The organism is Brevundimonas sp. KH_025 (assembly GCF_057839885.1).
Genome location: NZ_CM174501.1, coordinates 609,198 through 628,840 on the forward strand (window position 1 = coordinate 609,198; position 19,643 = coordinate 628,840).

General features: G+C 67.4%; 19 protein-coding genes. 5 read left to right on the forward strand and 14 right to left on the reverse strand.

The genetic code is table 11. The annotated features are described in order from the left end of the window. Positions 1-17 precede the first annotated feature (17 nt). From AC3IS2_RS03080 to folE, 10 genes are all read right to left on the reverse strand, one after another. Positions 18-2,336 carry a methyl-accepting chemotaxis protein gene (locus AC3IS2_RS03080; RefSeq protein WP_489199213.1) on the reverse strand — a complete coding sequence of 773 codons (2,319 nt, stop codon included), beginning with the start codon at positions 2,334-2,336 and terminating at the stop codon, positions 18-20. A 97-nt stretch (positions 2,337-2,433) separates the two neighbouring features. Further along, positions 2,434-3,963, reverse strand: coding sequence for a UbiD family decarboxylase (locus AC3IS2_RS03085; protein ID WP_489199214.1), 1,530 nt, complete (start codon positions 3,961-3,963; stop codon positions 2,434-2,436). Between the two features lie 10 nt (positions 3,964-3,973). Beyond that, the gene (locus tag AC3IS2_RS03090) at positions 3,974-4,615 is read right to left on the reverse strand and encodes a Pr6Pr family membrane protein (RefSeq protein WP_489199215.1); all 642 of its coding nucleotides are present in this window, start codon (positions 4,613-4,615) and stop codon (positions 3,974-3,976) included. After that, positions 4,615-4,863 carry a helix-turn-helix domain-containing protein gene (locus AC3IS2_RS03095; protein WP_489199216.1) on the reverse strand — a complete coding sequence of 83 codons (249 nt, stop codon included), beginning with the start codon at positions 4,861-4,863 and terminating at the stop codon, positions 4,615-4,617. The genes AC3IS2_RS03090 and AC3IS2_RS03095 overlap by 1 nt, the downstream gene beginning before the upstream one ends. Positions 4,864-4,897: 34 nt before the next feature. Beyond that, on the reverse strand, positions 4,898-5,755 hold the full coding sequence (locus AC3IS2_RS03100; RefSeq protein ID WP_489199217.1) for an aldo/keto reductase: 858 nt from the start codon (positions 5,753-5,755) through the stop codon (positions 4,898-4,900). Positions 5,756-5,799: 44 nt separating this feature from the next. Continuing rightward, entirely contained in the window at positions 5,800-6,666 is an 867-nt protein-coding gene (locus AC3IS2_RS03105; RefSeq protein WP_489199218.1) for an alpha/beta hydrolase family protein, read from the reverse strand. A gap of 51 nt (positions 6,667-6,717) precedes the next feature. Continuing rightward, positions 6,718-7,518, reverse strand: a complete 801-nt coding sequence (locus AC3IS2_RS03110; RefSeq protein ID WP_489199219.1) for a hypothetical protein — start codon at positions 7,516-7,518, stop codon at positions 6,718-6,720. Positions 7,519-7,542: 24 nt separating this feature from the next. Beyond that, the gene (locus tag AC3IS2_RS03115; protein WP_489199220.1) at positions 7,543-9,378 is read right to left on the reverse strand and encodes a gamma-glutamyltransferase family protein; all 1,836 of its coding nucleotides are present in this window, start codon (positions 9,376-9,378) and stop codon (positions 7,543-7,545) included. A gap of 150 nt (positions 9,379-9,528) precedes the next feature. Further along, positions 9,529-9,969 carry a biopolymer transporter ExbD gene (locus AC3IS2_RS03120; RefSeq protein WP_489199221.1) on the reverse strand — a complete coding sequence of 147 codons (441 nt, stop codon included), beginning with the start codon at positions 9,967-9,969 and terminating at the stop codon, positions 9,529-9,531. Between the two features lie 199 nt (positions 9,970-10,168). Then, positions 10,169-10,786, reverse strand: a complete 618-nt coding sequence (gene folE / locus AC3IS2_RS03125; protein ID WP_489199222.1) for a GTP cyclohydrolase I FolE — start codon at positions 10,784-10,786, stop codon at positions 10,169-10,171. Between the two features lie 128 nt (positions 10,787-10,914). Between folE and cysS the strand changes: the two genes are divergently transcribed. Then, complete coding sequence (gene cysS, locus AC3IS2_RS03130; RefSeq protein WP_489199223.1) at positions 10,915-12,366, forward strand: cysteine--tRNA ligase; 1,452 nt, start codon at positions 10,915-10,917, stop codon at positions 12,364-12,366. A gap of 34 nt (positions 12,367-12,400) precedes the next feature. Here the strand turns inward: cysS and AC3IS2_RS03135 are convergent, their stop codons facing one another. Beyond that, positions 12,401-13,687, reverse strand: a complete 1,287-nt coding sequence (locus AC3IS2_RS03135) for a lytic murein transglycosylase (RefSeq protein WP_489199224.1) — start codon at positions 13,685-13,687, stop codon at positions 12,401-12,403. Positions 13,688-14,055: 368 nt separating this feature from the next. Here AC3IS2_RS03135 and ykgO point away from each other — a divergent pair, with 368 nt between their 5' ends. The 4 genes from ykgO (at position 14,056) to AC3IS2_RS03155 (ending at position 15,970) form a co-directional block, all read left to right on the forward strand. Beyond that, entirely contained in the window at positions 14,056-14,181 is a 126-nt protein-coding gene (ykgO, locus tag AC3IS2_RS03140; protein WP_006274063.1) for a type B 50S ribosomal protein L36, read from the forward strand. Positions 14,182-14,417: 236 nt separating this feature from the next. Continuing rightward, a complete protein-coding gene (gapR, locus tag AC3IS2_RS03145) occupies positions 14,418-14,693 on the forward strand; it encodes a nucleoid-associated protein GapR (RefSeq protein WP_331032779.1) in 276 nt (91 codons plus the stop codon). Positions 14,694-14,800: 107 nt separating this feature from the next. After that, positions 14,801-15,145, forward strand: a complete 345-nt coding sequence (locus AC3IS2_RS03150; RefSeq protein WP_489199225.1) for a hypothetical protein — start codon at positions 14,801-14,803, stop codon at positions 15,143-15,145. A 261-nt stretch (positions 15,146-15,406) separates the two neighbouring features. After that, positions 15,407-15,970, forward strand: coding sequence for a hypothetical protein (locus tag AC3IS2_RS03155; protein ID WP_489199226.1), 564 nt, complete (start codon positions 15,407-15,409; stop codon positions 15,968-15,970). 19 nt (positions 15,971-15,989) lie between these two features. On the opposite strand, the gene AC3IS2_RS03160 is transcribed toward AC3IS2_RS03155, so the two are convergent. The 3 genes from AC3IS2_RS03160 to AC3IS2_RS03170 all read right to left on the reverse strand — a co-directional run bounded on the left by AC3IS2_RS03160 (position 15,990) and on the right by AC3IS2_RS03170 (position 19,593). After that, positions 15,990-16,184 carry a hypothetical protein gene (locus AC3IS2_RS03160; protein WP_489199227.1) on the reverse strand — a complete coding sequence of 65 codons (195 nt, stop codon included), beginning with the start codon at positions 16,182-16,184 and terminating at the stop codon, positions 15,990-15,992. Between the two features lie 20 nt (positions 16,185-16,204). After that, on the reverse strand, positions 16,205-17,656 hold the full coding sequence (locus AC3IS2_RS03165) for a sigma-54-dependent transcriptional regulator (protein ID WP_489199228.1): 1,452 nt from the start codon (positions 17,654-17,656) through the stop codon (positions 16,205-16,207). 113 nt (positions 17,657-17,769) lie between these two features. Next, positions 17,770-19,593, reverse strand: a complete 1,824-nt coding sequence (locus tag AC3IS2_RS03170; RefSeq protein WP_489199229.1) for a DUF4153 domain-containing protein — start codon at positions 19,591-19,593, stop codon at positions 17,770-17,772. Positions 19,594-19,643: the final 50 nt, after the last annotated feature.

A 19,643-nucleotide genomic window follows, 5' to 3' on the forward strand; every position in this document is an offset into this window, starting at 1 on the left:
GCGGGGAGGGTCGGGCTTCAGAACTCTTCCCATTCCTCGGTCGCGGCTACGGCCGACAGACCGCGTCCGCCCACGGTCTTCAGGGCGGTGACCGTCCGAGGCGCGGCAGACGGAACCTGACGCACGGGCTGCGTGCGCGCCGGGACGGCCTCGGCGCTGATGCGGAAGCGGCGCATCAGGTCGGCCAGGCTGGTGGTTTCCTGGGCCAGGGAATGCGAGGCCGCCGTGGATTCCTCGACCATGGCGGCGTTCTGCTGGGTCATCTGATCCATCTGGTTCACGGCCACATTGATCTCGCCCAGGCCGCTGGCCTGTTCCTTGGCCGAGGCTGCGATATTGGCCACCAGACCGCTGATCTGGGCGACCTCGTCGATGATGCGGGTCAGGGCCTGGCCGGTGTCATCGACCAGTCGGACGCCCTGGTTGACCCGCTCGGTGCTGGACCCGATCAGGATCTTGATCTCCTTGGCGGCTTCGGCCGAACGCTGGGCCAGGGCGCGCACTTCCGAGGCCACGACGGCGAAGCCGCGACCGGCGTCGCCCGCACGGGCGGCTTCGACGCCGGCGTTCAGGGCCAGGAGGTTGGTCTGGAAGGCGATCTCGTCGATGACGCCGGTGATCTGGGCGATCTGCTGGGCCGAGGTCTCGATCTCGCGCATGGCCGTGACAGTCTGGTCGACCACCTCGCCGCTGCGGCGGGCGTTATGGCGGGTGGTTTCCACGATGTCGCGCGCCCGATCAGCGCCATCCGAGGCTTGGCGGACCGTTGCGGTGACTTCCTCAAGGGCCGCGGCGGTCTCTTCCAGGCTGGCGGCCTGTTGTTCGGTGCGACGCGACAGGTCGTCGGACGCCTGGCTGATTTCCGTGGTGGTCGAGCGGATGCCGGCGGCGCTGTCGATGATCACCGTCATCGTCTCTTCCAACCGGCCCATGGCCAGATTGAAGTCGTCGCGCAGCTTGCGATAGTCCTCGGGGAAGTCGGCTTCCAGGCGATAGGTCAGGTCGCCGTCCGACAGGCGCGACAGGCCTTGGCCGACCGAGCTAACGACGAAACGCTGTTCCTCTTCGGCGGCTTGGCGGATGGCGTCGTTGCGCAGACGCTCGGCCTCGGCGGCGGCGCGGTTCTGCTCCTGCTCGGCTCGCAGGCGGTCGGTGTCGGCCAGCTGGTGGCGGAAGCCTTCCAGAGCGCGAGCGATGCCGCCGACCTCGTCCGAGCTTTCAGTCCCCTGCACCGGCGTTTCGTAGCGGCCGGCGTTCAGCGTCTTGACCGAGGCGGTCAGCCGGGCCAGCGGCTTGCGGACCACCTTGTCGGTCACGACGAACAGGGCGGCCAGGACCAGGGCCAGAATGACCAGGCCGCCGATCATCATCGCGAGCGCCAGGCGATCAGACGGGCCGTTGATGGCGGTTGTGGGGATGTCGGTCACCAGTCCCCAGGTGGCGCCCAGGCCGGCCAGAGGCGCAGGCGCGACCCGTCGCTCGATGCGCTCGCCGGACAGGCTGCGCAGGCTGTCCAGTTGGGCCGCCTTGCCGCTGCTCAGGACCGCACGCACCGCGTCGACCTGGTCTTCTGCATAGGGTTTGGTCCGCAAGGCCGGGTTCGGGTGCGCAACCCAGGCGCCAGTGCTGGACAGAAGCATCACTTGACCCGAACCGAAGGGCTTCATCGCGCCCAGCAGGGTGGAAAGGTCGTCCAGGGCCAGATCAAGGCCGGCCACGCCGATCACCTTGCCGCCCGACACCACCGGATAGGCGATGGAGGTCATCAGGACGGACTTGCCGCCGATGTCCTCGGCGTAGGGCTCGACGATGGCTGGCTTGCCGGTGGTGAAGGGCCGGGTGAAATAGGGCTCTTCGTAGTCAGAGCTCTCCATCGGCGCCTGCAGCGTTGTCGTGCCGCCGTCATTCACCCAGTAGGGCAAGAAGCGCCCGGAGGCGTTCGAGCCCAGGTCGTCGCGGCCCGCCAGGGCGGCGTCCCTGCCGTCGAAGGCGTCGGGTGCGGCCATGAACCAGCTTCCCATGACCAGCGGCGTCGCGGAGGCCGCAGGCTTCAGCATGGCCAGAACCGCGGCGCGGTCGCGCAAGCCGGTCTCGTGGGCCTTGCCGATGATGTCCGCCATCGCGCGGGTGGTGGCCGAAGCTTCGGTGATCTTGCCGCTGACGTTGGCGACCGCGCTGTCGCCAAGGGCCTGGGCATAGTCGTGCGACAGGCCGCGAGCGACCGTTCGCGTGTTCTGCGACACGGCGAAGGCCGCGCAGAGCAGCAGAACGCCTGTGACAGCGCCTCCCGCCAGAAGCATTTTTCCGGCGACAGTCAGGTTCTTGAACACGCGCATACGCTCTCCTCGATCACCACCGTCCTACCGATGGCAATGTTAAGGGGAGGCTTATCGTGGCCTTAGGGAGATTACGGTTCGACGACCGCGCTGGCGGCTATTTCCAGATCGGGGTTCCGTCACCCGGCAATCCGAGGCGGTCCCACAGGTCGTTGACCCGCTCGATCACGGCCTCGTCCATGCGGATTTCCTCGCCCCATTCGCGCTTGGTCTCGGGCTCCCACTTGTCGGTGGCGTCCAGACCGATCTTGGAGCCCAGGCCGCTCTCGGGCGAGGCGAAGTCCAGATAGTCGATCGGGGTGTTCTCGATGACGGTGATGTCGCGGGCCGGGTCCATCTTGGTCGAGATGGCCCACATCACGTCCTTCCAGTCGCGGGCGTTGATGTCGTGGTCCACCACGATGATCCACTTGGTGTACATGAACTGCCGCAGATAGCTCCAGCAGCCCATCATCACGCGCTTGGCGTGGCCCGGATAGGCCTTCTTCATCGACACCACGGCGATGCGGTAGCTGCACCCCTCGGGCGGCAGCCAGAAGTCGACGATCTCGGGGAACTGCTGGCGGATCAAGGGGATGAAGACCTCGTTCAGCGCCTCGCCCAGCACGGACGGCTCGTCCGGCGGACGGCCGGTGAAGGTGGTCAGGTAGATGGGGTCCTTGCGCATGGTGATCGCCGTCACCTGGAAGACCGGGAATTTCTCGACCGAGTTGTAGTAGCCGGTGTGGTCGCCGTAGGGGCCTTCGTCCTCGAACTCGTCCAGCAGGACGTGGCCTTCCAGCACGATCTCGGCGTTGGCCGGCACCATCAGCGGCACGGTCTTGCAAGGCACCAGTTCGGCCTTGGAGCCGCGCATCAGGCCCGCGAACTGATACTCCGACAGGGTCTCGGGCACGGGGGTCACGGCGGCCAGGATCGTCCCCGGATCGGCGCCGAGCACCACGGCGCAGGGCAGGGGCTCGCGCTTACCCGCCTTCTTGTGCCGGGCGTAGTGCTGGGCGCCGCCGCGGTGGGCCAGCCAGCGCATGATGGCCTTGTCCTTGCCCAGGACCTGCATCCGATAGATGCCCAGGTTGAAGTCGTCCTCGCGGTCGTCGGACGGCCCCTTGGTGACGACCAGACCCCAGGTGATCAGGGGCGCCGGCTCGCCGGGCCAGCAGCCCTGGATCGGCAGGCTGTTCAGGTCGATCTGGTCGCCCTTCAGGACGACCTCCTGCACCAGGGCCTTCTTCACGACCTTGGGCCGCATGGCCATGACGGTCTGGGCCAGGGGCAGCATCTCCAGGGCGTCCGAAAACCCGCGCGGGGGCGTCGGGTTGCGCAGGAAGGCCAGCAGTTCGCCGACCTCGCGCAGTTCGCCCGCCGTCGTCCGCGTCTTGCCCTCCAGCGTCACGCCCATGGCGACGCGCTTCACCGTGCCGAACAGGTTGGCCAGGCAGGGAATGGGGCTGATCGAGCCGTCCGGCATGACCGGCTTCTCGAACAGGACCGCTGGGCCGCCATTCCGAAGAAGGCGGGTCTGGATCTCGGTCATCTCCAGCGTGGTGGAGACGGGTTCGGAGACGCGAACCAGTTCGCCGTCGGCTTCGAGGACAGCGATGAAATCGCGCAGGGACTTGTAGGCCATGCGCTGACGCTTAGGCGGCAATCGCCTGTCTGTCACGCCGTCCGAAGGTGCGGTCGATCGCCACGACGATCAGGCCGACGATCAGGAAGAAGACCAGCAGGCCCGCGAAATAGACCAGGGTCTTGCCCAGCCCCAGCTTGTCCACATCCACGAACCAGTAGGGCCACCAGCCGCTCAGCTTGCCGTGGAGCAAGGTCCAGGCCCCATAGGCCAGCACCGGGACCAGCCATTTGGCCGGATCGACCCAGCGCAGCCGCCCCTTGGGCGTGAACGCCAGCCAGTCGACCACGAAGGCGGCGGGCATGACGTAGTGAAGCAGGTTATTGCCCACCAGCGCCCAGCCCTGCGGGTCCCAGACGCCCGCCAGCAGGAAATGATAGGTCAGGCCGACCACGACGATATACATGGCGACCGAGGCGCGTACGCCCTCGCTGGCGGACCAGCGCCCCAGCCGACTGTCGGGCGACAGGGCGGGGCCGGTCAGGGCCAGGGCGACCAGAATGTTCGACAGGATGGTGAAGTAGCTGAAGAAATTCAGCGTCAGCTCGCCCGCGCCCATGTGCGGGTTGCCGCTGATCGTCAGCCAATACTGCAGGCCGAGCGCGAACCAGCCGACGCAGGCGAAGACGGCGCGATAGAGGCGGGCCGCCATCAGTAGCCGGGCCGGTCGGCTGTCAGCGCCCACACCGGCAGGTGCAGGGCGCGGGTGGCGGCGTCGATGCCGGCGGAATCCAGATGCTCGCGGCCGGCCTCGATGCGGCGCAGGGCCTCGGGCGTCAGGTGAAGGGCGGCGGCGAGATCGGACGAGGCGACGCCCCTTTGATCGCGCCAGCGCCGTATGCGGGCGCCGATGACGGCGTCCGTCGGGTCAACGCCCGGAAATCCCAGTACCGAACCCATCGCCACCTCCCGCCGCCCTGATCAGGCGTTGCCGTCAGGCGGCATCCTGATCCCATTGGAAGGCCTCGTCCAGCCAGTCGCCCAGACGGCCGTCGGGACGGGCCCGGGCGTGGATGCGGGCCGCCTCCGCGGCTGACAGTGCGAAGTCGAAAATGTCGAAATTCTCGGCCGCGCGGCTTTCCCTGGCGGTGCGCGGAATGGCGATCAGGCCCTGCTGGATGATCCAGCGCAGCACGACCTGGCCGTTGGTCTTGCCATGCGCCTTGGCGATTTCGCCGATCACGGCGTCGTCGGCGATCTTGCCCTGGGCCAGAGGCGACCAGGCGGTGATGGACGAGCCCAGCTCGCGCGCCGTGTCGATCAGCGTCTTCTGCGACAGATAGGGGTGGTGTTCGACCTGATTGGTGATCAGCGGCGCCCTGGACAGGCTTGCAGCCTGCCGGAACAGCGCCGAGGGGAAGTTGGACAGGCCCAAATGTTTGGTGAAGCCCTGCGCCTGCGCCTCGTTCAGGGCGCCGATGGTCTCCTCCAGCGAGGGCGTCGGCTTGGGCCAGTGCAGCAGCAGCAGGTCCGGCGTCAGGCCCAGGCTGATCGCGGACTCTTCGGCCTGACGCAGCAGGGCGTCGCGATGGAAATGCTCGACCCAGATCTTGGTGGTGACGAAGACGTCCTCGCGCGCCACCACGCCCTCGGCCACGGCGTCGGCGATCCCCTGACCGACCGCCTGCTCGTTCTTGTAGATCCAGGCCGTGTCGATGTGGCGATAGCCGATGCGCAGGGCCTCGCGCACCATGCGCCGCGCGTCCTCGGCCTCAAGCTGCCAGGTGCCGAAGCCCAGCAGCGGAATCTCCACGCCCGAGGCGGTCACGGTCGGTTGGTTTGAGTAAGGCATGGGAGGCTCCGCGAGATCAGGGAGCGCTCGATATAGGCGCCGGATCAGGCTGCGCCATTCTCCAGCCAGTGGAAAATCCGGTCCCACAAAGGCTCCATCCCCTTGCGGAAAGCGCCCTCGTGGCCGATGCGGCGCACGCCGAAATCGCCGGGCGCGTGGACGCTGATCTCGGACGGGGCCTTGGGATAGACGCTCAGCAGGTCGCGGGCGCTGTTCGGCGTGGCGATGGGATCGTCGGTGAAGATCCACGAGCGGATCGGGGCGGTCACCGCCTCATAGTGATGCGGCCGCAGCGTCGTCTCCAACTCGCGCGAGAAGTACTCCCGCTTCAGGCACCAGCGCCGCCAGGTGGTGAAGACCCCGCGCGGCAGGTCGGTCCCGGCCCACAGGCCGCCGCCCTTGATATAGCCGTGCCGCGCCAGGCTGTAGGGGCCGAAGCCCAGCCAGAAGAACAGCTCCAGCGGATTGTAGGATCGATGGTGCCCGCCCCACCAGCCGGTGCCGACCGAGACGAAGGCGTGGCGGTCGATCCGGTCCTGATTGGCCATGAAGCCCAGGAAATGCCCGCCGACGCTGTGACCGACATGGACGACCGGCAGGCCCGGCGCCGTCTCGATCAGGGCGTCCAGGGCGGCGACCATGTCCAGCCGGCCCCAGTCGGGATAGTCGATCGCCGAGCCCCTCAGGTCATCCGGCCGCGACCCGGCGATGCCGCGGAAGTCATAGGTCAGCACCGCCGCGCCCCGCTCGGCCAGGTGGCGGGCGAACCGTTCATAGAAGCCCTTGGGGAAGCCTGTGCCGGACGAGACCAGCACCGCGATCCGAGGTTCCGCCGCTGACACCAGCCGCATCGACAGCGGATAGCCGTCGGCGGCCGGGGCGGTGAAGTCACGCGTGACGAGATCGCTCATAAGGTCCGTCCTGTTTGGAAACGAACTTTAGTCGATTGACGCGGCGTCAGGTCAAGGCTTGGCCGGTTCGGACGCCGTGGTCGGGCCGAGGGCGAGGACGCCGTCGAATGCGCCGCTCCCGTAGGGCTGGATGATGACGCCCCGCGCCGCGGCATCGTAGGCTTCGGGCAGGGGCGCGGGGCCGCAGCTGTCGTTGCGGCAATTCCAAGCGGTTCCCCCCTGCTCGACGGCATAGAGGCTGACGACCTCGGCGGACGGCAGGTGCACGACGGCCGGGGTCAGGTTCCTGCGCTCGATCGTCTTTCGTTGCGCATGGATATTGCCGACCAGGACCAGCATCCGGCTGCCGGGCGCATTGCGCGCGGCCGTCGCCAGCCGGTGACCCATGTCCAACTCGTAGTAGGACTGGCTGAAACCCTGAACGCGCGGGCTGTCGGGGGCGAAGGCGACGACCTTGAGGCCCGGCGTCTCGCGCTTCATCGCGCGCAGGCGCAGCAGCATGTCCAGCATGGCGACGCTGCCGCGTCCGTCGTGATGGACGAAGGGCCCCTGCGGATAGGCGGCCAGGACCGCGCGCGCGGCTGCCTCCGTTTCGGCGGCCATGAAGGCGTCCAGCATCGGTTGCATGCCTTCCGAGAACTCGAGCGCGACCGTCACCGGCCCCTTGTCACGCGCCGCGCAGACCATGTCGGCGAAGGCGGCGGGGGTCTCGGTCGTGCCGTGCATCTCGCCGACGACGACGTAGCGGATGTTGTCCTTCCACAGGGCTTCGACGCCCGGGACAGGGCGGCATTCGGCGGGGGCGTCGAGCGCGGCGGCGTGCAGGCTGGCGGCCAGAAGGGCGGCGATCATGGCGTCTTCCTCAAATAGACCGGATCAATAGGCCAGCGCGTTGCCGTCTTTGCGCATCTCTGTCGCCGCGCCGTAGGTCCAGCGGCCCTGGGCGTTGATCTGCTTCATCACGTTCTGATAGCCGCCAAAGCCGCCGTCGGGCGGGCCGAGGTCCCAGCCCATGGCGGTCAGCTGCTGCTTGGTCGCTTCGGGCACGCCGGATTCCAGATGCAGCTTGCCGACGCCCTCGGCCGGCTGGCCGGTCGGTTCGGACGAGCCGTAGTGCTGCCAGCGGGGGCTGTCGCCGGCCTCCTGCGGGTCCAGACCGTAGTCGACCATGTTGATGATGATCTGGGCCTGGCCCTGCGGCTGCATCCCGCCGCCCATGACGCCATAGGCCAGCCACGGCTCGCCGTCCTTGCAGGCGAAGCCGGGGATGATGGTGTGGAAGGGCCGCTTGCCCGGCGCATAGACGTTGGGGTGGCCGTCGGTCAGGGCGAACAGCTCGCCCCGGTCCTGGAACATGAAGCCGAGGGTGCCGCCGTCCGGGCCGTCGGGCGTCAGGCCCGAGCCCATGCCGCGATAGTTGGACTGGATCCAGCTGACCATCATCCCGTCCTTGTCGGCCACGCTGAAATAGGTGGTGTCGCCCTGGGTCGGGGCGTCGCCGGGGAAGACGCGGTCCATGACGCGGTTCGGGTTGATCAGCTTGGCGCGTTCGGCGGCGTATTCCTTGGAATTCAGCCAGGCGGTCGGGGCCTTGGTGAAGCGCTCGTCGGCGAAGTAGCGGGCGCGGTCCTCGAAGGCCAGGCGCTTGGCCTCGGCCTGATGGTGGATGGAGGCGGCGGACTGGAAGCCCATGCCCTTCAGGTCGAACTGTTCGCAGATGTTCAGGATCTGGTTGGTCGACAGGCCCTGGGTGTTCGGTCCCAGGCTATAGACCTCGACCCCGCGATAGGTGGTCATCAGCGGCTCGACCCATTCGGTGCGGTGGGCGGCCAGGTCGGCGCGGGTCATCCAGCCGCCGATGCGCTTGAAATAGCGTTCGATGTGGTCGGCGATCACTCCGTCATAGAAGGCGTCGCGGCCGCCCTCGGCGATCAGGCGCAGGGTGCGGCCCAGGTCCGGATTGGCGAAGACCTCGCCGGTGCGCGGGGTGCGGCCGTGCGGGCGCCAGACCTTCTTGCGGTTGTCGTTTTCCTCGATCAGGGCGGCGCTCCGGTCGAAACCGGCCATGTTGCGTTCCAGATACCAGGCGATGACCGAGGGTACGGGCACGCCCTGCTCGCACAGTTCGGCGACGGGCAGCAGCACGTCCTTCCACGGCAGCTTGCCGTAGCGCTGGTGGGCGCTCCACCAGGCGTCGACCGTGCCGGGCACGTTGACGGTTACGGCGCCGTACTTGGGCAGGTAGCCGTCCACGGCCTTGGACCGCGCCGTCGCCAGCGACAGACCGTGCGGACTGTTCCCCGAACCATTGAAGCCGACGACCTTTTTCTGGGCCGGGTCCCACATCAGGCAGAAGGCGTCGCCGCCGATGCCGTTGGCGGTCGGCTCCAGAAAGCCCAGGGCGGCGTTGATGGCGATGGCGGCGTCGATGGCCGAGCCGCCGCGCCGCAGGGTGTCCAGTCCGATCAGGGTGGCGGCCGGATGCGCCGTCGCCGCAGCGCCGTTCGCGCCCCAGACGGTCGAGCGGCCCACGAACTTCGGTCCTGTCACCCGGTCGCCGATGCCGACGCCGGCATAGGGATCGGCCGGGCGAGGCGAGGGGGCGGCGTTCGTCGTGGCGGGCGTCGGACTCGCCGTCTGTGCGGCGACCGATCCGGCGCCGGCCAGAAGGGCGCCCGCGGGCAGGGTGGACAGGAAGGTGCGGCGACGCATGGTGTGACTCCCCCGAAAACTGACGCCGGCATCAAGGACCGGGCTTGGGCCGGGGGCAAGCGCCCGATGACGTTCAGCTTACGAATTCGGGCAAAGAAAAAGGGCCGCTCCCGGAGGAACGGCCCTGATTCACTGGAGCGGACGGAAGGCCTACTCGATGTCTTCGTTCAGAAGGCCGACCTTGTAGAAGCCGTTTTCCTGAAGCTTGTTCATGACTTCCATGAACTGGTTGTACTTCACTTCCGGCTGGGCGCGGACGAAGACGCGCTCTTCGCGGCAGTCCGTGGCCACGGCCTGGGCGGCGCAGACGTCGGCCGGCAGGGTGGCGACCGAGGTTTCCTTCTCGGCGATGTAGATGCTGCCCGATTCCTGGATCGTGATGTACACGGGTTCCTTGGGCTTGTCGGTCGGGGCCGGCGGGGTCGCCGGCGGCAGGTCCAGCTTGATCGACACGGTGGCCAGCGGCGCGGCGACCATGAAGATGATCAGCAGCACCAGCATGATGTCGACGAACGGCGTGACGTTGATGTCCGCGTTCTGTTCGATCGTTTTGCCACCCTGGCCCGCGGGACCGGAAAGTTTAGAGCCCATACGCCGTCGTCTCCATCACGGCTCGCATTCTTCGGCGAGCAGCACTCAAAGGTATGGATCGTCTCTTGGCGTCCCGCGCCGGGCTTGTAAAGCCGTCTTGCATGACGAATTCGCGTCAGGCGGCAATAAGATTGCCTAATCGGCCGTTTCGCAGGTGCGAGACGACCGGTTCAAACCCTTTGCTTTCAGCCCCATGCCCTCAACCCTTGGCCAGCTTGAGGAAGCGGTCGGCCAGGGCCGGGTCGTTCTTGAAGGCGCCGGTGAAGCGGGTGGTGATGGTCGTGACGTGGCGGTGATGCACGCCGCGCGTGGTCATGCACTGGTGGGCGGCGTCCAGCAGGACGGCCACGCCGCGCGGCTGCAGGTTCGATTCAATGGCCTCGATGATGTCGTTGGTCAGCGTCTCCTGGTTCTGCAGGCGACGGGCGTAGATATCGACCACGCGCGCCAGCTTGGAGATGCCCACGACCTTCTCGCCCGGCAGGTAGGCCACATAGGCCTTGCCCAGGAAGGGGGCCATGTGGTGCTCGCAGTGGCTCTCGATCTCGATGTCGCGCAGGATGACCATGTCGTCATAGCCGGTCACGTCCTCGAAGGTGCGCGACAGCTCCTTGGCCGCGTCGGCGTCATAGCCGTCGAACCATTCGCCATAGGCGTCGACCACGCGCTTGGGCGTGTCGATCAGGCCGGGACGCTCGGGATTGTCGCCCGCCCAGGCGATCAGGGTGCGCACGGCCTCCAGCGCCTGCTCGCGGCTGGGGCGCTTGGGGGCTTCCTCGTTGGCGACGAGGACGGGCTTGGCGGGCGAATTGCTCATGAACTGATCCAGCGCGGCGGGGACGAGCCGCCAAGGCTACCTTTTACCATTCACATATGACTGTGTATCAGGCCGCTATATGGGACACGTCGTCCGTCCCGCAAGAAAACTCGCAAAGACCATCTCCCATGCCGTTGCACATCCACGACACCCTTCGCCGTGAAAAGCGCGCTTTCGAGCCGCGCGATCCGAACCGGGTGACGCTCTATGTCTGCGGCCCGACGGTCTATGACTACGCCCATATCGGCAATGCGCGGCCGCCGGTGGTGTTCGACGTCCTGGTGCGGCTGCTGCGCCGGACCTATGGGCCGGACGCCGTCGTCTACGCCCGCAACGTCACCGACGTGGACGACAAGATCAACGCCAAGGCCGCCAAGGAAGGCGTCGGCATCGGCGAGATCACGGCGCGCTATGAAGCCGCCTATCTGGCCGACATGGGCCTGCTGAACGTCAGCCCGCCGGACATCGCCCCGCACGTCACCGACTACATCGAGGCCATCACGGCCCAGATCCAGGCCATCATCGACGCCGGCTGCGCCTATGCCGCCGAGGGTCATGTCCTGTTCGATGTCTCCAGCTATCCGTCCTACGGCGCGCTGTCGGGGCGCAATCTGGACGACATGATCGCCGGCGCCCGCGTCGAGGTCGCCCCCTACAAGAAGAACCCGCACGACTTCGTCCTGTGGAAGCCGTCCAAGGCGGACGAGCCGTCCTGGCCGAGCCCGTGGGGCGAGGGCCGTCCCGGCTGGCACATCGAATGCTCGGCCATGATCGAGCAGACCCTGGGCCTGCCCATCGACATCCACGGCGGCGGCATCGATCTGGTCTTCCCACACCACGAGAACGAGATCGCCCAGGGCGTCTGCGCCCACGGCCATGCTCATGGCGACAAGGCCCACGACGAATACGCCCGCTACTGGATGCACAACGGCTTCCTGACCGTGGACGCCGAGAAGATGTCCAAGTCGATCGGCAACGTCCTGCTGCTGCACGATCTGGTGCAGGCCATGCCGGGCGAGGTGGTGCGCTGGGCCTTGTTGAGCGCGCACTATCGTCAGCCGCTCGACTGGAACCAGACCCTGCTGGAGCAGAGCCGCAAGAACCTGGATCGCCTCTACGGCGTCCTGCGCGACGCCGACGCGGCCCTGGCGGACTTCGACATCTCCACGCTGGACGAGGCCGAGATGGAGCTGGCCGAGAATGCGATGGACCCGGTGCTGGATGCGCTGGAGGACGACCTCAACACGCCGGGGGCCATCGCTCAGCTGTTCGGGCTGGGCAACGCTCTGCGCGACCTGCTGAACGACGCCGAAGCCGACATCAATGATGTGGCCATGGCCCGCTGGACGCTGACCGAAGCCGCCGGCCTGCTGGGCGTGCTGACCCTGACGCCCGACGCCTGGTTCGAAGGCGGCGATCCGGCCCTGAAGGCCGAGGTCGAGGCCCTGCTGGAGCAACGGGCCAGCGCCCGCGCCGAAAAGAACTGGGCCGAGGCCGACCGCATCCGCGACCGCCTGAACGACCTGAACGTCGTCGTCATGGACGGCCCCCAAGGCGCCACCTGGCGGGTGAAGGGCTGAGTTTTTCCTTCTCCCTCAAGGGGAGAAGGAAGGTTCAGCGCGCCTTGCGGATCAACTCGTCCGCCAGCACGTCGGTCAGATAGCCGTCCGCCACCCGTCCGTTGGCCTGTTGCCAGCGGCGAAGCGCCGCGCGGGTGTTCGAGCCGATGACGCCGTCCACGCCCTGGGTATTGAAGCCCATGCGGGTCAGGGCCGTCTGGGCGCCGACGCGCTGTTCGCGGGTCAGGGGGCCGTCGTTGGGCCAGGTCGCGGTCAGGGCTGGCTTGCCCTGCACCCCGTCGGCGATCAGGCCGATGGCGAGCGCATAGCTGACCGAGTTGTTGTAGCGCCGGATCACATAGTGGTTGGGCAGGGCCAGGAAGGCCGGTCCCTTGGCCCCCTGCGGCAAGAGGATGGTCGCGCCCTCGGCGGCTTCCTCGCTGTTCGGCGCCGAGCCGTTGGCCAGGCGCACGCCGCGTCCCGCCCAATAGGCCCAGTTGTGCTTCGGTCCCTCGGCCTGGCTGTAGTCGAAGCCGGCGGGCAGGATGACCTCATAGGCCCAGCCCTGACCGCGCTTCCAGCCGGCCTGGGCCAGCAGGTTGGCGGCCGAGGCCAGGGCGTCGGCGTCCGAGCCCCAGATGTCCACCTGGCCGTCGCCGTTCTGATCCACGCCCAGCTTCAGATAGCTGTCGGGCATGAACTGGGTCTGGCCCATGGCGCCGGCCCAGCTGCCCTTCAGGCCGCTGCGGCTGCGCTTGCCGTCGATGACGATGTCGAGGGCGTTCTTCAACTGGTCCTCGGCCCAGGCGCGGCGGCGGCCGTCATAGGCCAGGGTCGCCAGCGAGCGGATGACGTCGAAATCGCCCTGAACCTGGCCGAAGGCGCTTTCCTGAGCCCAGACGCCCAGCAGAATCTCGGTCGGCACGCCGAATCGCTGCGTCACGTCCCACGGCACGCGGTCGACGCGCTGGCGGGCCATGCCGATTCGGGCGGGCGCCGTCGCGCTCTGGATATAGGCGCCGGCCGGGCGCGAGAATTCGGGCTGGTTGCGATCCAGACGGATGACGCTGGCGTTTGGCGTGACGTTCTGCAGTTCGCGCGAATACTCCCACTTTCGGGCGCCGCCGAGCCGGTTGAGGAAGCTCTGCTTCCACGTCTCGAAGCTCGCCTGGTCATAGGCGTCCGACAGGTCCGTGGCGGCCGGGGGCGGCGTGGACGGCGGCGTGGCGGGCGCCGGCTCCACGACCGGCGGGGGCGCGGGCTGGGGCTGGGGCGGTGTCGGGACCATGGGCGCACAGGCCGCAACGGAACCAATCAGGACAAGACGATAGGCGATACGCATGACCACAGGCTAACGCCCCCGAATTCCACGACCAATCACAAGCGCGCGAAGCCCCTCGGGGTTTCCGTGATAAGGGTTAAGGCGGCGCTAACCTTTTGCGAGAGGGGAGCTTTAAGGCGAGCGTCGTAACCTCGCTTATCCCTTGGACACGGCCTGGTGGCGGAGGGGCGACGCGCCGGACGTGCATGTCCGGAGACCCTCCGTTCAACTCGGAGGCCAGGCCTCCAGCGGAATCCCCGCGCGGAATGTTGACGAAAGGCGGAGGCCTCTCTATACGCACCGCTCCGCCGCAAGGTCCTGTCCGCAGGGCTTTCGCGCATTTGTTTTTGACCGCCCTCACGGGCCTCCAATCTTCGGGACGTCCGACCATGAAGGTCCGCAGCTCGCTTAAGTCGCTCAAGGGTCGCCACCGCGACTGCAAGATCGTTCGCCGCAAGGGCGTGGTCTATGTGATCAACAAGACCGATCCGCGCTTCAAAGCCAAGCAAGGCTAAGAACCGCGTCGGCGCCTGCAACGGCGCTACGGTTGCGATATTCAAAGGCTGCGGGCGTTGCCCGCGGCCTTTTTCGTGTCCGGACGTCAGGGGGGCAGGATCGGACGCGATTTGGTCCCTTGGCCTGCTCTGGGGGCGGTTCGGGCGATTCCTTTCTTGCCCTGTCGGCCCCGGGTCTGCTTGAGAGTGGTCTCAAGGTCGCCCGCCGGCCAATTCAAGTTTCTGGAGTTTCTCCCATGGCCGACGACGCCCCCGCCTTCGACAATCCCGACGTCCTGACCGCCACGGCCCAGGGCCGTCTGCGCTCCATCATCGAGCGCCTGGAGCGCCTCGAAGAGGACAAGCAGGCCGTCATGGTCGACATGAAGGAGGTCTTCGCCGAGGCCAAGGGCGAGGGCTATGACGTCAAGGTCCTGCGCAAGGTCCTGCGCCTGCGCAAGCAGGACAAGGCCAAGCGTCAGGAAGAAGAAGCGATCCTGGACCTCTACCTGTCGGCCCTCGGCGAGATCTGAGGGAGGCGGGCCTGAAGCGCACGCCCTTCAAGCCCCCCAGCGACCGCCCTTCGCGCTCCGGCAGTTCGAAGGGCGGCGGCGAATCCAAGCTGCGCTCGAGCGGCCTGATGCGCTCAAGCAGCCCGAAGGGCGATGGCGCCTCTAAAAAGAAGCTCCCTAGCCCCTGGGAGCAGCAGAAAGAGGCCGCCAAGCGGTCGGCTTTGAACGCCCTGAAACGCGCCCGCCGCTCGGCAGAGAAGGCGGGCGTTTCGCTGTCCGAATGGGAGGGCGACTTCCTCGATTCGGTGGGCGAGCGAATCCAGACCCACGGCCGCGCCTTCGCCGACCCCGAAAAAGGCGCCCCCGGTCAGGCCCTCTCGGCCATGCAGGGCCGCAAGCTCAAGGAAATCACCGCCAAGGCCAAGGGCGAGGAAACCCGCCCCTGGAAGCGGAAGGCGAAGCGGGAGGAGTGAGGTCGGCTATCGACCGTTGCAGTCACTCGTCGAACAATGATCTAAAGCGCGGCTATGAAGTCCATAGCCCACATCATGCAGATCGTATTCGTAGGGTTCGGCGTGTTGTGCCTGTGCACTTCTACGCCGGCCCTTGCCCAGCAGCCTGGCCCTATCAAGTGGCAACAGGGGCCAAGCCCCGAAAGATTTCCGCCGCTGAGTGTCCTGTTGGGCATACCGAGCGTTGCGCTCGTCAGGTGCGAAGCTGTCGATGGTCCACGCTTGACGTGTATCGCCGTCGATGAAAACCCTCCTGGCCTTGGCGTCGGCCAGGCAGGTGTCGAGGCTCTCGAAAGCGGCGTGTTGGCGGCAGATCAACCGCTCCCTGTGAAGTTTCAACAGAGGATATTGTTCAAGGCCGACATTAGTGTCGAGCGGACTGAATGGACGGGCTACCGGCCCTCGCAACGAGAGATCGACGCCCAGAGCGTGAGCGTTTCTCGACTGCCCCAAATGCCCGGTTTCATTTTTGATCTGCCACCTTCGCTGACTGCCACAGGTGCGGAGCATCGCGAGCGGCTTCTAAGAATCCAGGGGCAAATCGAGATGGAGTTCCGTCCAAGGTTGTCTGCGATACGGTCACTCGTCGCCGCTCGTGCGCGCAAAAAAACGTGGAGCGAGCGCGAGCTCTCCATGCCCGCGACCTTTTGGCTCGGGATTTGGAGCGGCTATCACCCCGAGGCGGCGGATCTCCAGAACCAGGTCAACGACAGGGTGCGTGAAATCTTCTGCGGGGAGGTGGAGTGCAGTCCCGCAGTCACGAACTCGTCGTCAGCGCCCGGCTAGGTCTGCTTCACGGCTAACCCTACTTACTGCTCCACGGCCGCGCCGCGCCGGTCTTGATGCGCTTGGCCTGTTCGCGCTGGAAGCGACCGCCGCGCGGGGGCTTGGCGCGAGCGGCGATGGCTTCCTGCTTTTCGCGCAGGGCGCGCTGGATCGGGGTCTCGGTGGGAGCCTCGTCCGGCGGGGCGGGGGACTGGTCGTCGCTATGGTCGCTCATGACCGCAGCCTAGCACGTCCTCAGCCCGCTTCCTTCAGTTGCTCTTCCAGCCCCTGTTCGCGGACCTTGCGGTACAGGGTCGAGCGGCCGATGCCGAGGCGACGGGCGATCTCGCTCATGTGGCCGGAATAGACCTCGATGGCGTGCTGGATCAGGTCGCGTTCGATCTCTTCCAGGGTGCGCAGATGGCCGCGCGCGTCGATGATGCGGACCGGGCTGTCGGGCTGGGCCTCGCCGCCGGCGTCGCCCTCGGGCGTCTCGGCGCGCTCGTGCGAGACGACGGCGTTCAGCGGCATGGCGACGCCCGAGATGGCTGGAAAATCGTGCGGCTGCAGCAGCGGCGAATCGGCCAGGACCAGGGCGCGATAGATCGAGTTTTCCAGCTGGCGCACATTGCCGGGCCAGTCGAAGGCCTGCAGCAGAGCCATGGTCTCGACGGCGCAACCGGCGACGCGCTTGCCTTCCTCGACGTTGAAGCGGGCGATGAAGTGCTCGACCAGGGCCGGGATGTCCTCGCGCCGTTCGCGCAGGGCCGGGGCCTCGATCGGGAAGACGTTCAGGCGATAGAAGAGGTCCTCGCGGAAGGCGCCTTCCTTGACCTGCTGGGCCGGGTCGCGATTGGTGGCCGAGACGATGCGGACGTCGACCTTGACCGCGCGCTTGGCGCCGACCGGGTCGATCTCGCCTTCCTGCAGGGCGCGCAGCAGCTTGACCTGCATGTCCAGCGGCAGTTCGCCGATCTCGTCCAGGAACAGGGTGCCGCCGTTGGCCTCCATGAACTTGCCGGCGTGCTTGTCGACAGCGCCGGTGAAGCTGCCCTTCTCGTGGCCGAACAGGATGGATTCGACCAGATTGGCGGGCAGGGCGCCGCAGTTGACGGCCACGAAGGGCTTGCCGGCCCGGTCCGAGGCGCCGTGCAGGGCGCGGGCGATGACTTCCTTGCCCACGCCGCTTTCGCCGGTGATCAGCACCGGGATGCCGGACTTGGCGGCGCGGACGCCCAGGGCCTTGACCACGCGCATGGGTTCGCTGTCGCCGACCAGATCGTCGAACGAGGTCCGGCCCGAGACGTGCTTCTTCAGGCGGCCGATCTCGGCCGAAAGCTGCGTCAGCTGCAGGGCGTTGCGCACGCCGATCAGCAGGCGCTCCGGCCCGACCGGCTTGACGAAGAAGTCCTGAGCCCCGGCCTGCATGGCCTTGACCACGGTCTCGATGCCGCCGTTGGCCGTCAGGACGATGACCGGCACGGCCACGCCCGCCGTGCGGATTTCCGCCAGCGTCTCCAGACCCGACAGACCGGGCATGACGAGGTCGAGCAGCACCACGTCGGCGCCGCCGCCCTTGGTCAGGCGGTCGATCGCCTCGCCCCCGCTTTCGGCGTGGACGACGGCGTAGCCTTCGCGGTCGAGCACCGCCTGGATCAGGCGGCGCTGCGTGGGATCATCGTCGACGACCAGAACGGTCTTGGCCATGTGAAACACACCCTAAAACATCACCGTAACGGCCGTCCTCGTTGCTCGGGATCGGCTCGTTTCTAGACAACCTTAGGCCGAAGGGGGTGAAGATCGGGTTTCGGAGAACTGAGTCAGGGGTTAACGGCGACGGGTGACGGACATTCCTGTTCCGGCTGGAAACGGGCGCCGCCGCGCGGGGTGGAAAGGTCGGGCCAGGGCGAGGCGACCGGCGCGGTCTGCGGCGCTTTCAGCGCGTCGCGCGGGTCGGCCGCCGGGCCGGAACCTGGAGCCGAACCGCAGAAGGCGATCCGATAATCGCCCTGATGGGACCACACGCCGTCAGGCCCCTGCGCGAACAGGGCGATGCGGAAGCGGTCGGCCAGCAGTACCTCGGCCTTGCCGTCGTCGTTCAGGTCGCGGGCGGTCGCCAGGCATTCGACAGAGGCTTCGCATTCGTAGCGGGGATCGCCGGGGCGCACCGGGATCACGAACCCGGCGGGCAGGGCTGCGTCCGCCGGCCAGACCGCGACGTGCGGCGTGCGGGGCGGAATGGACTCGTCCTTCTGCTTGAAATCATAGCGGTTGTCGCTCGCCTGGGCCGCCTTGGCCCGGCGCGCGATCTCGGCGTCCGGCGACTTGGCCAGATCGGCCAGGGCGAGACGACCGGCCTTGCCCGCCTCGAAGCGCAGGAAGCCGTAGTCGAACTGGGCCGCGCTGACAGCGCCGCGCTGCAGCCGGGCGACCTGATCCCCGACCGACAGGCGGGCGGGGTCCAGCAGGGGGCTGAAAAGGGCCAGGATGACAGCGACCGTCAGGACGGCGGCGGCGACATTGGTCCGCTCCAGCGGCTTCATCCAGGCGGTCTTGCGCCAGAGCGGAGACAGCGCCGCCCAGCCGTAGCCCGCGGCATAGACCGCTCCGACCAGGGCGCAGGCCGAGGCGATGATCCGATCCGACGTCAGGCCGTGCTGACCGATGCGCAGGCTCAGCCCCCAGACGGCGATCAGGATCAACGGAGTCAGCAGGACGGCGGCGACCCGCACGGCGACGCGCAGCGCCACGGGCGGCAGGTTGTCCTCGCGTCCGTCCTGATAGGCGGTGTTGATCAGGATGATCAGGGCCGCCGCCGCCGACAGCACCAGGGCCGTGGCGCTGCCCGTCTCCCACAGGCCGTCCAGGCCGGTGAAGGGCAGGGCCAGCAGGAAGCCCGCCACCAGAACCGTGATGACCAGCAGCAGCCAGGACAGCAGCATCAGGGCCACGGTCCGAACGCCCCGGATCAGGCCGCTGCGCACGTCGGTCAGCTGCACCGCCACGGCGAAGACCAGGCAGGTGACGGGGATGGAGAACCATTCCTCGCCGATCAGGTCGGACAGGAAGCTGAGCCCGATCACACGGAACAGGGCCGCGCCGAGGAACAGCAACAGCCAGAAGGCGCCGGTGAAGCCCAGCGACAGGACCAGCTGCACCCCGGCCTTCCACGCCGTGTCGAAATAGTCGTCGAAGTCGGCGATCCAGCGCCGGGAAGCGACCGCCGGGACGATCAGGTGATGGGCGATGAACAGGGCGGCGGCGCTGAAGGCGACAACGGGGAAGCGCAGATAGGGCGGCCGGAAATAGTCCTGCGCCTGCTGCGCCGCATCGTGCCAGCCCAACAGGGCCAGAACGGCGGCGGCGATCACGCCCCAGATCGCCAGCACCTTCACCGACAGCCGTCCGACGCCCGCCAGAAGCATGACGGGGGTGAAGGCGCAGGCCAGGGCCAGCGCGGCGAACAGCGGCGGCTGGGTCGCGGGCCAGCTCATGGCATCGGACGGCATGGCGCTGCGATAGAGGGCGTAGAGCAGCAGTCCTTGAACCAGTCCGACGCCGATACGGGCGACGGCCAGGCGGTGGTGTCCCTCCTGGCCGAGCGTGGCGCGTCCGGAAAAGACCTCGGCGTCGATCTTGGTCATGGCGGTTCTCCCCTCGCGGCCATCTGATCCCAAATGGCGGACGGGGGAAA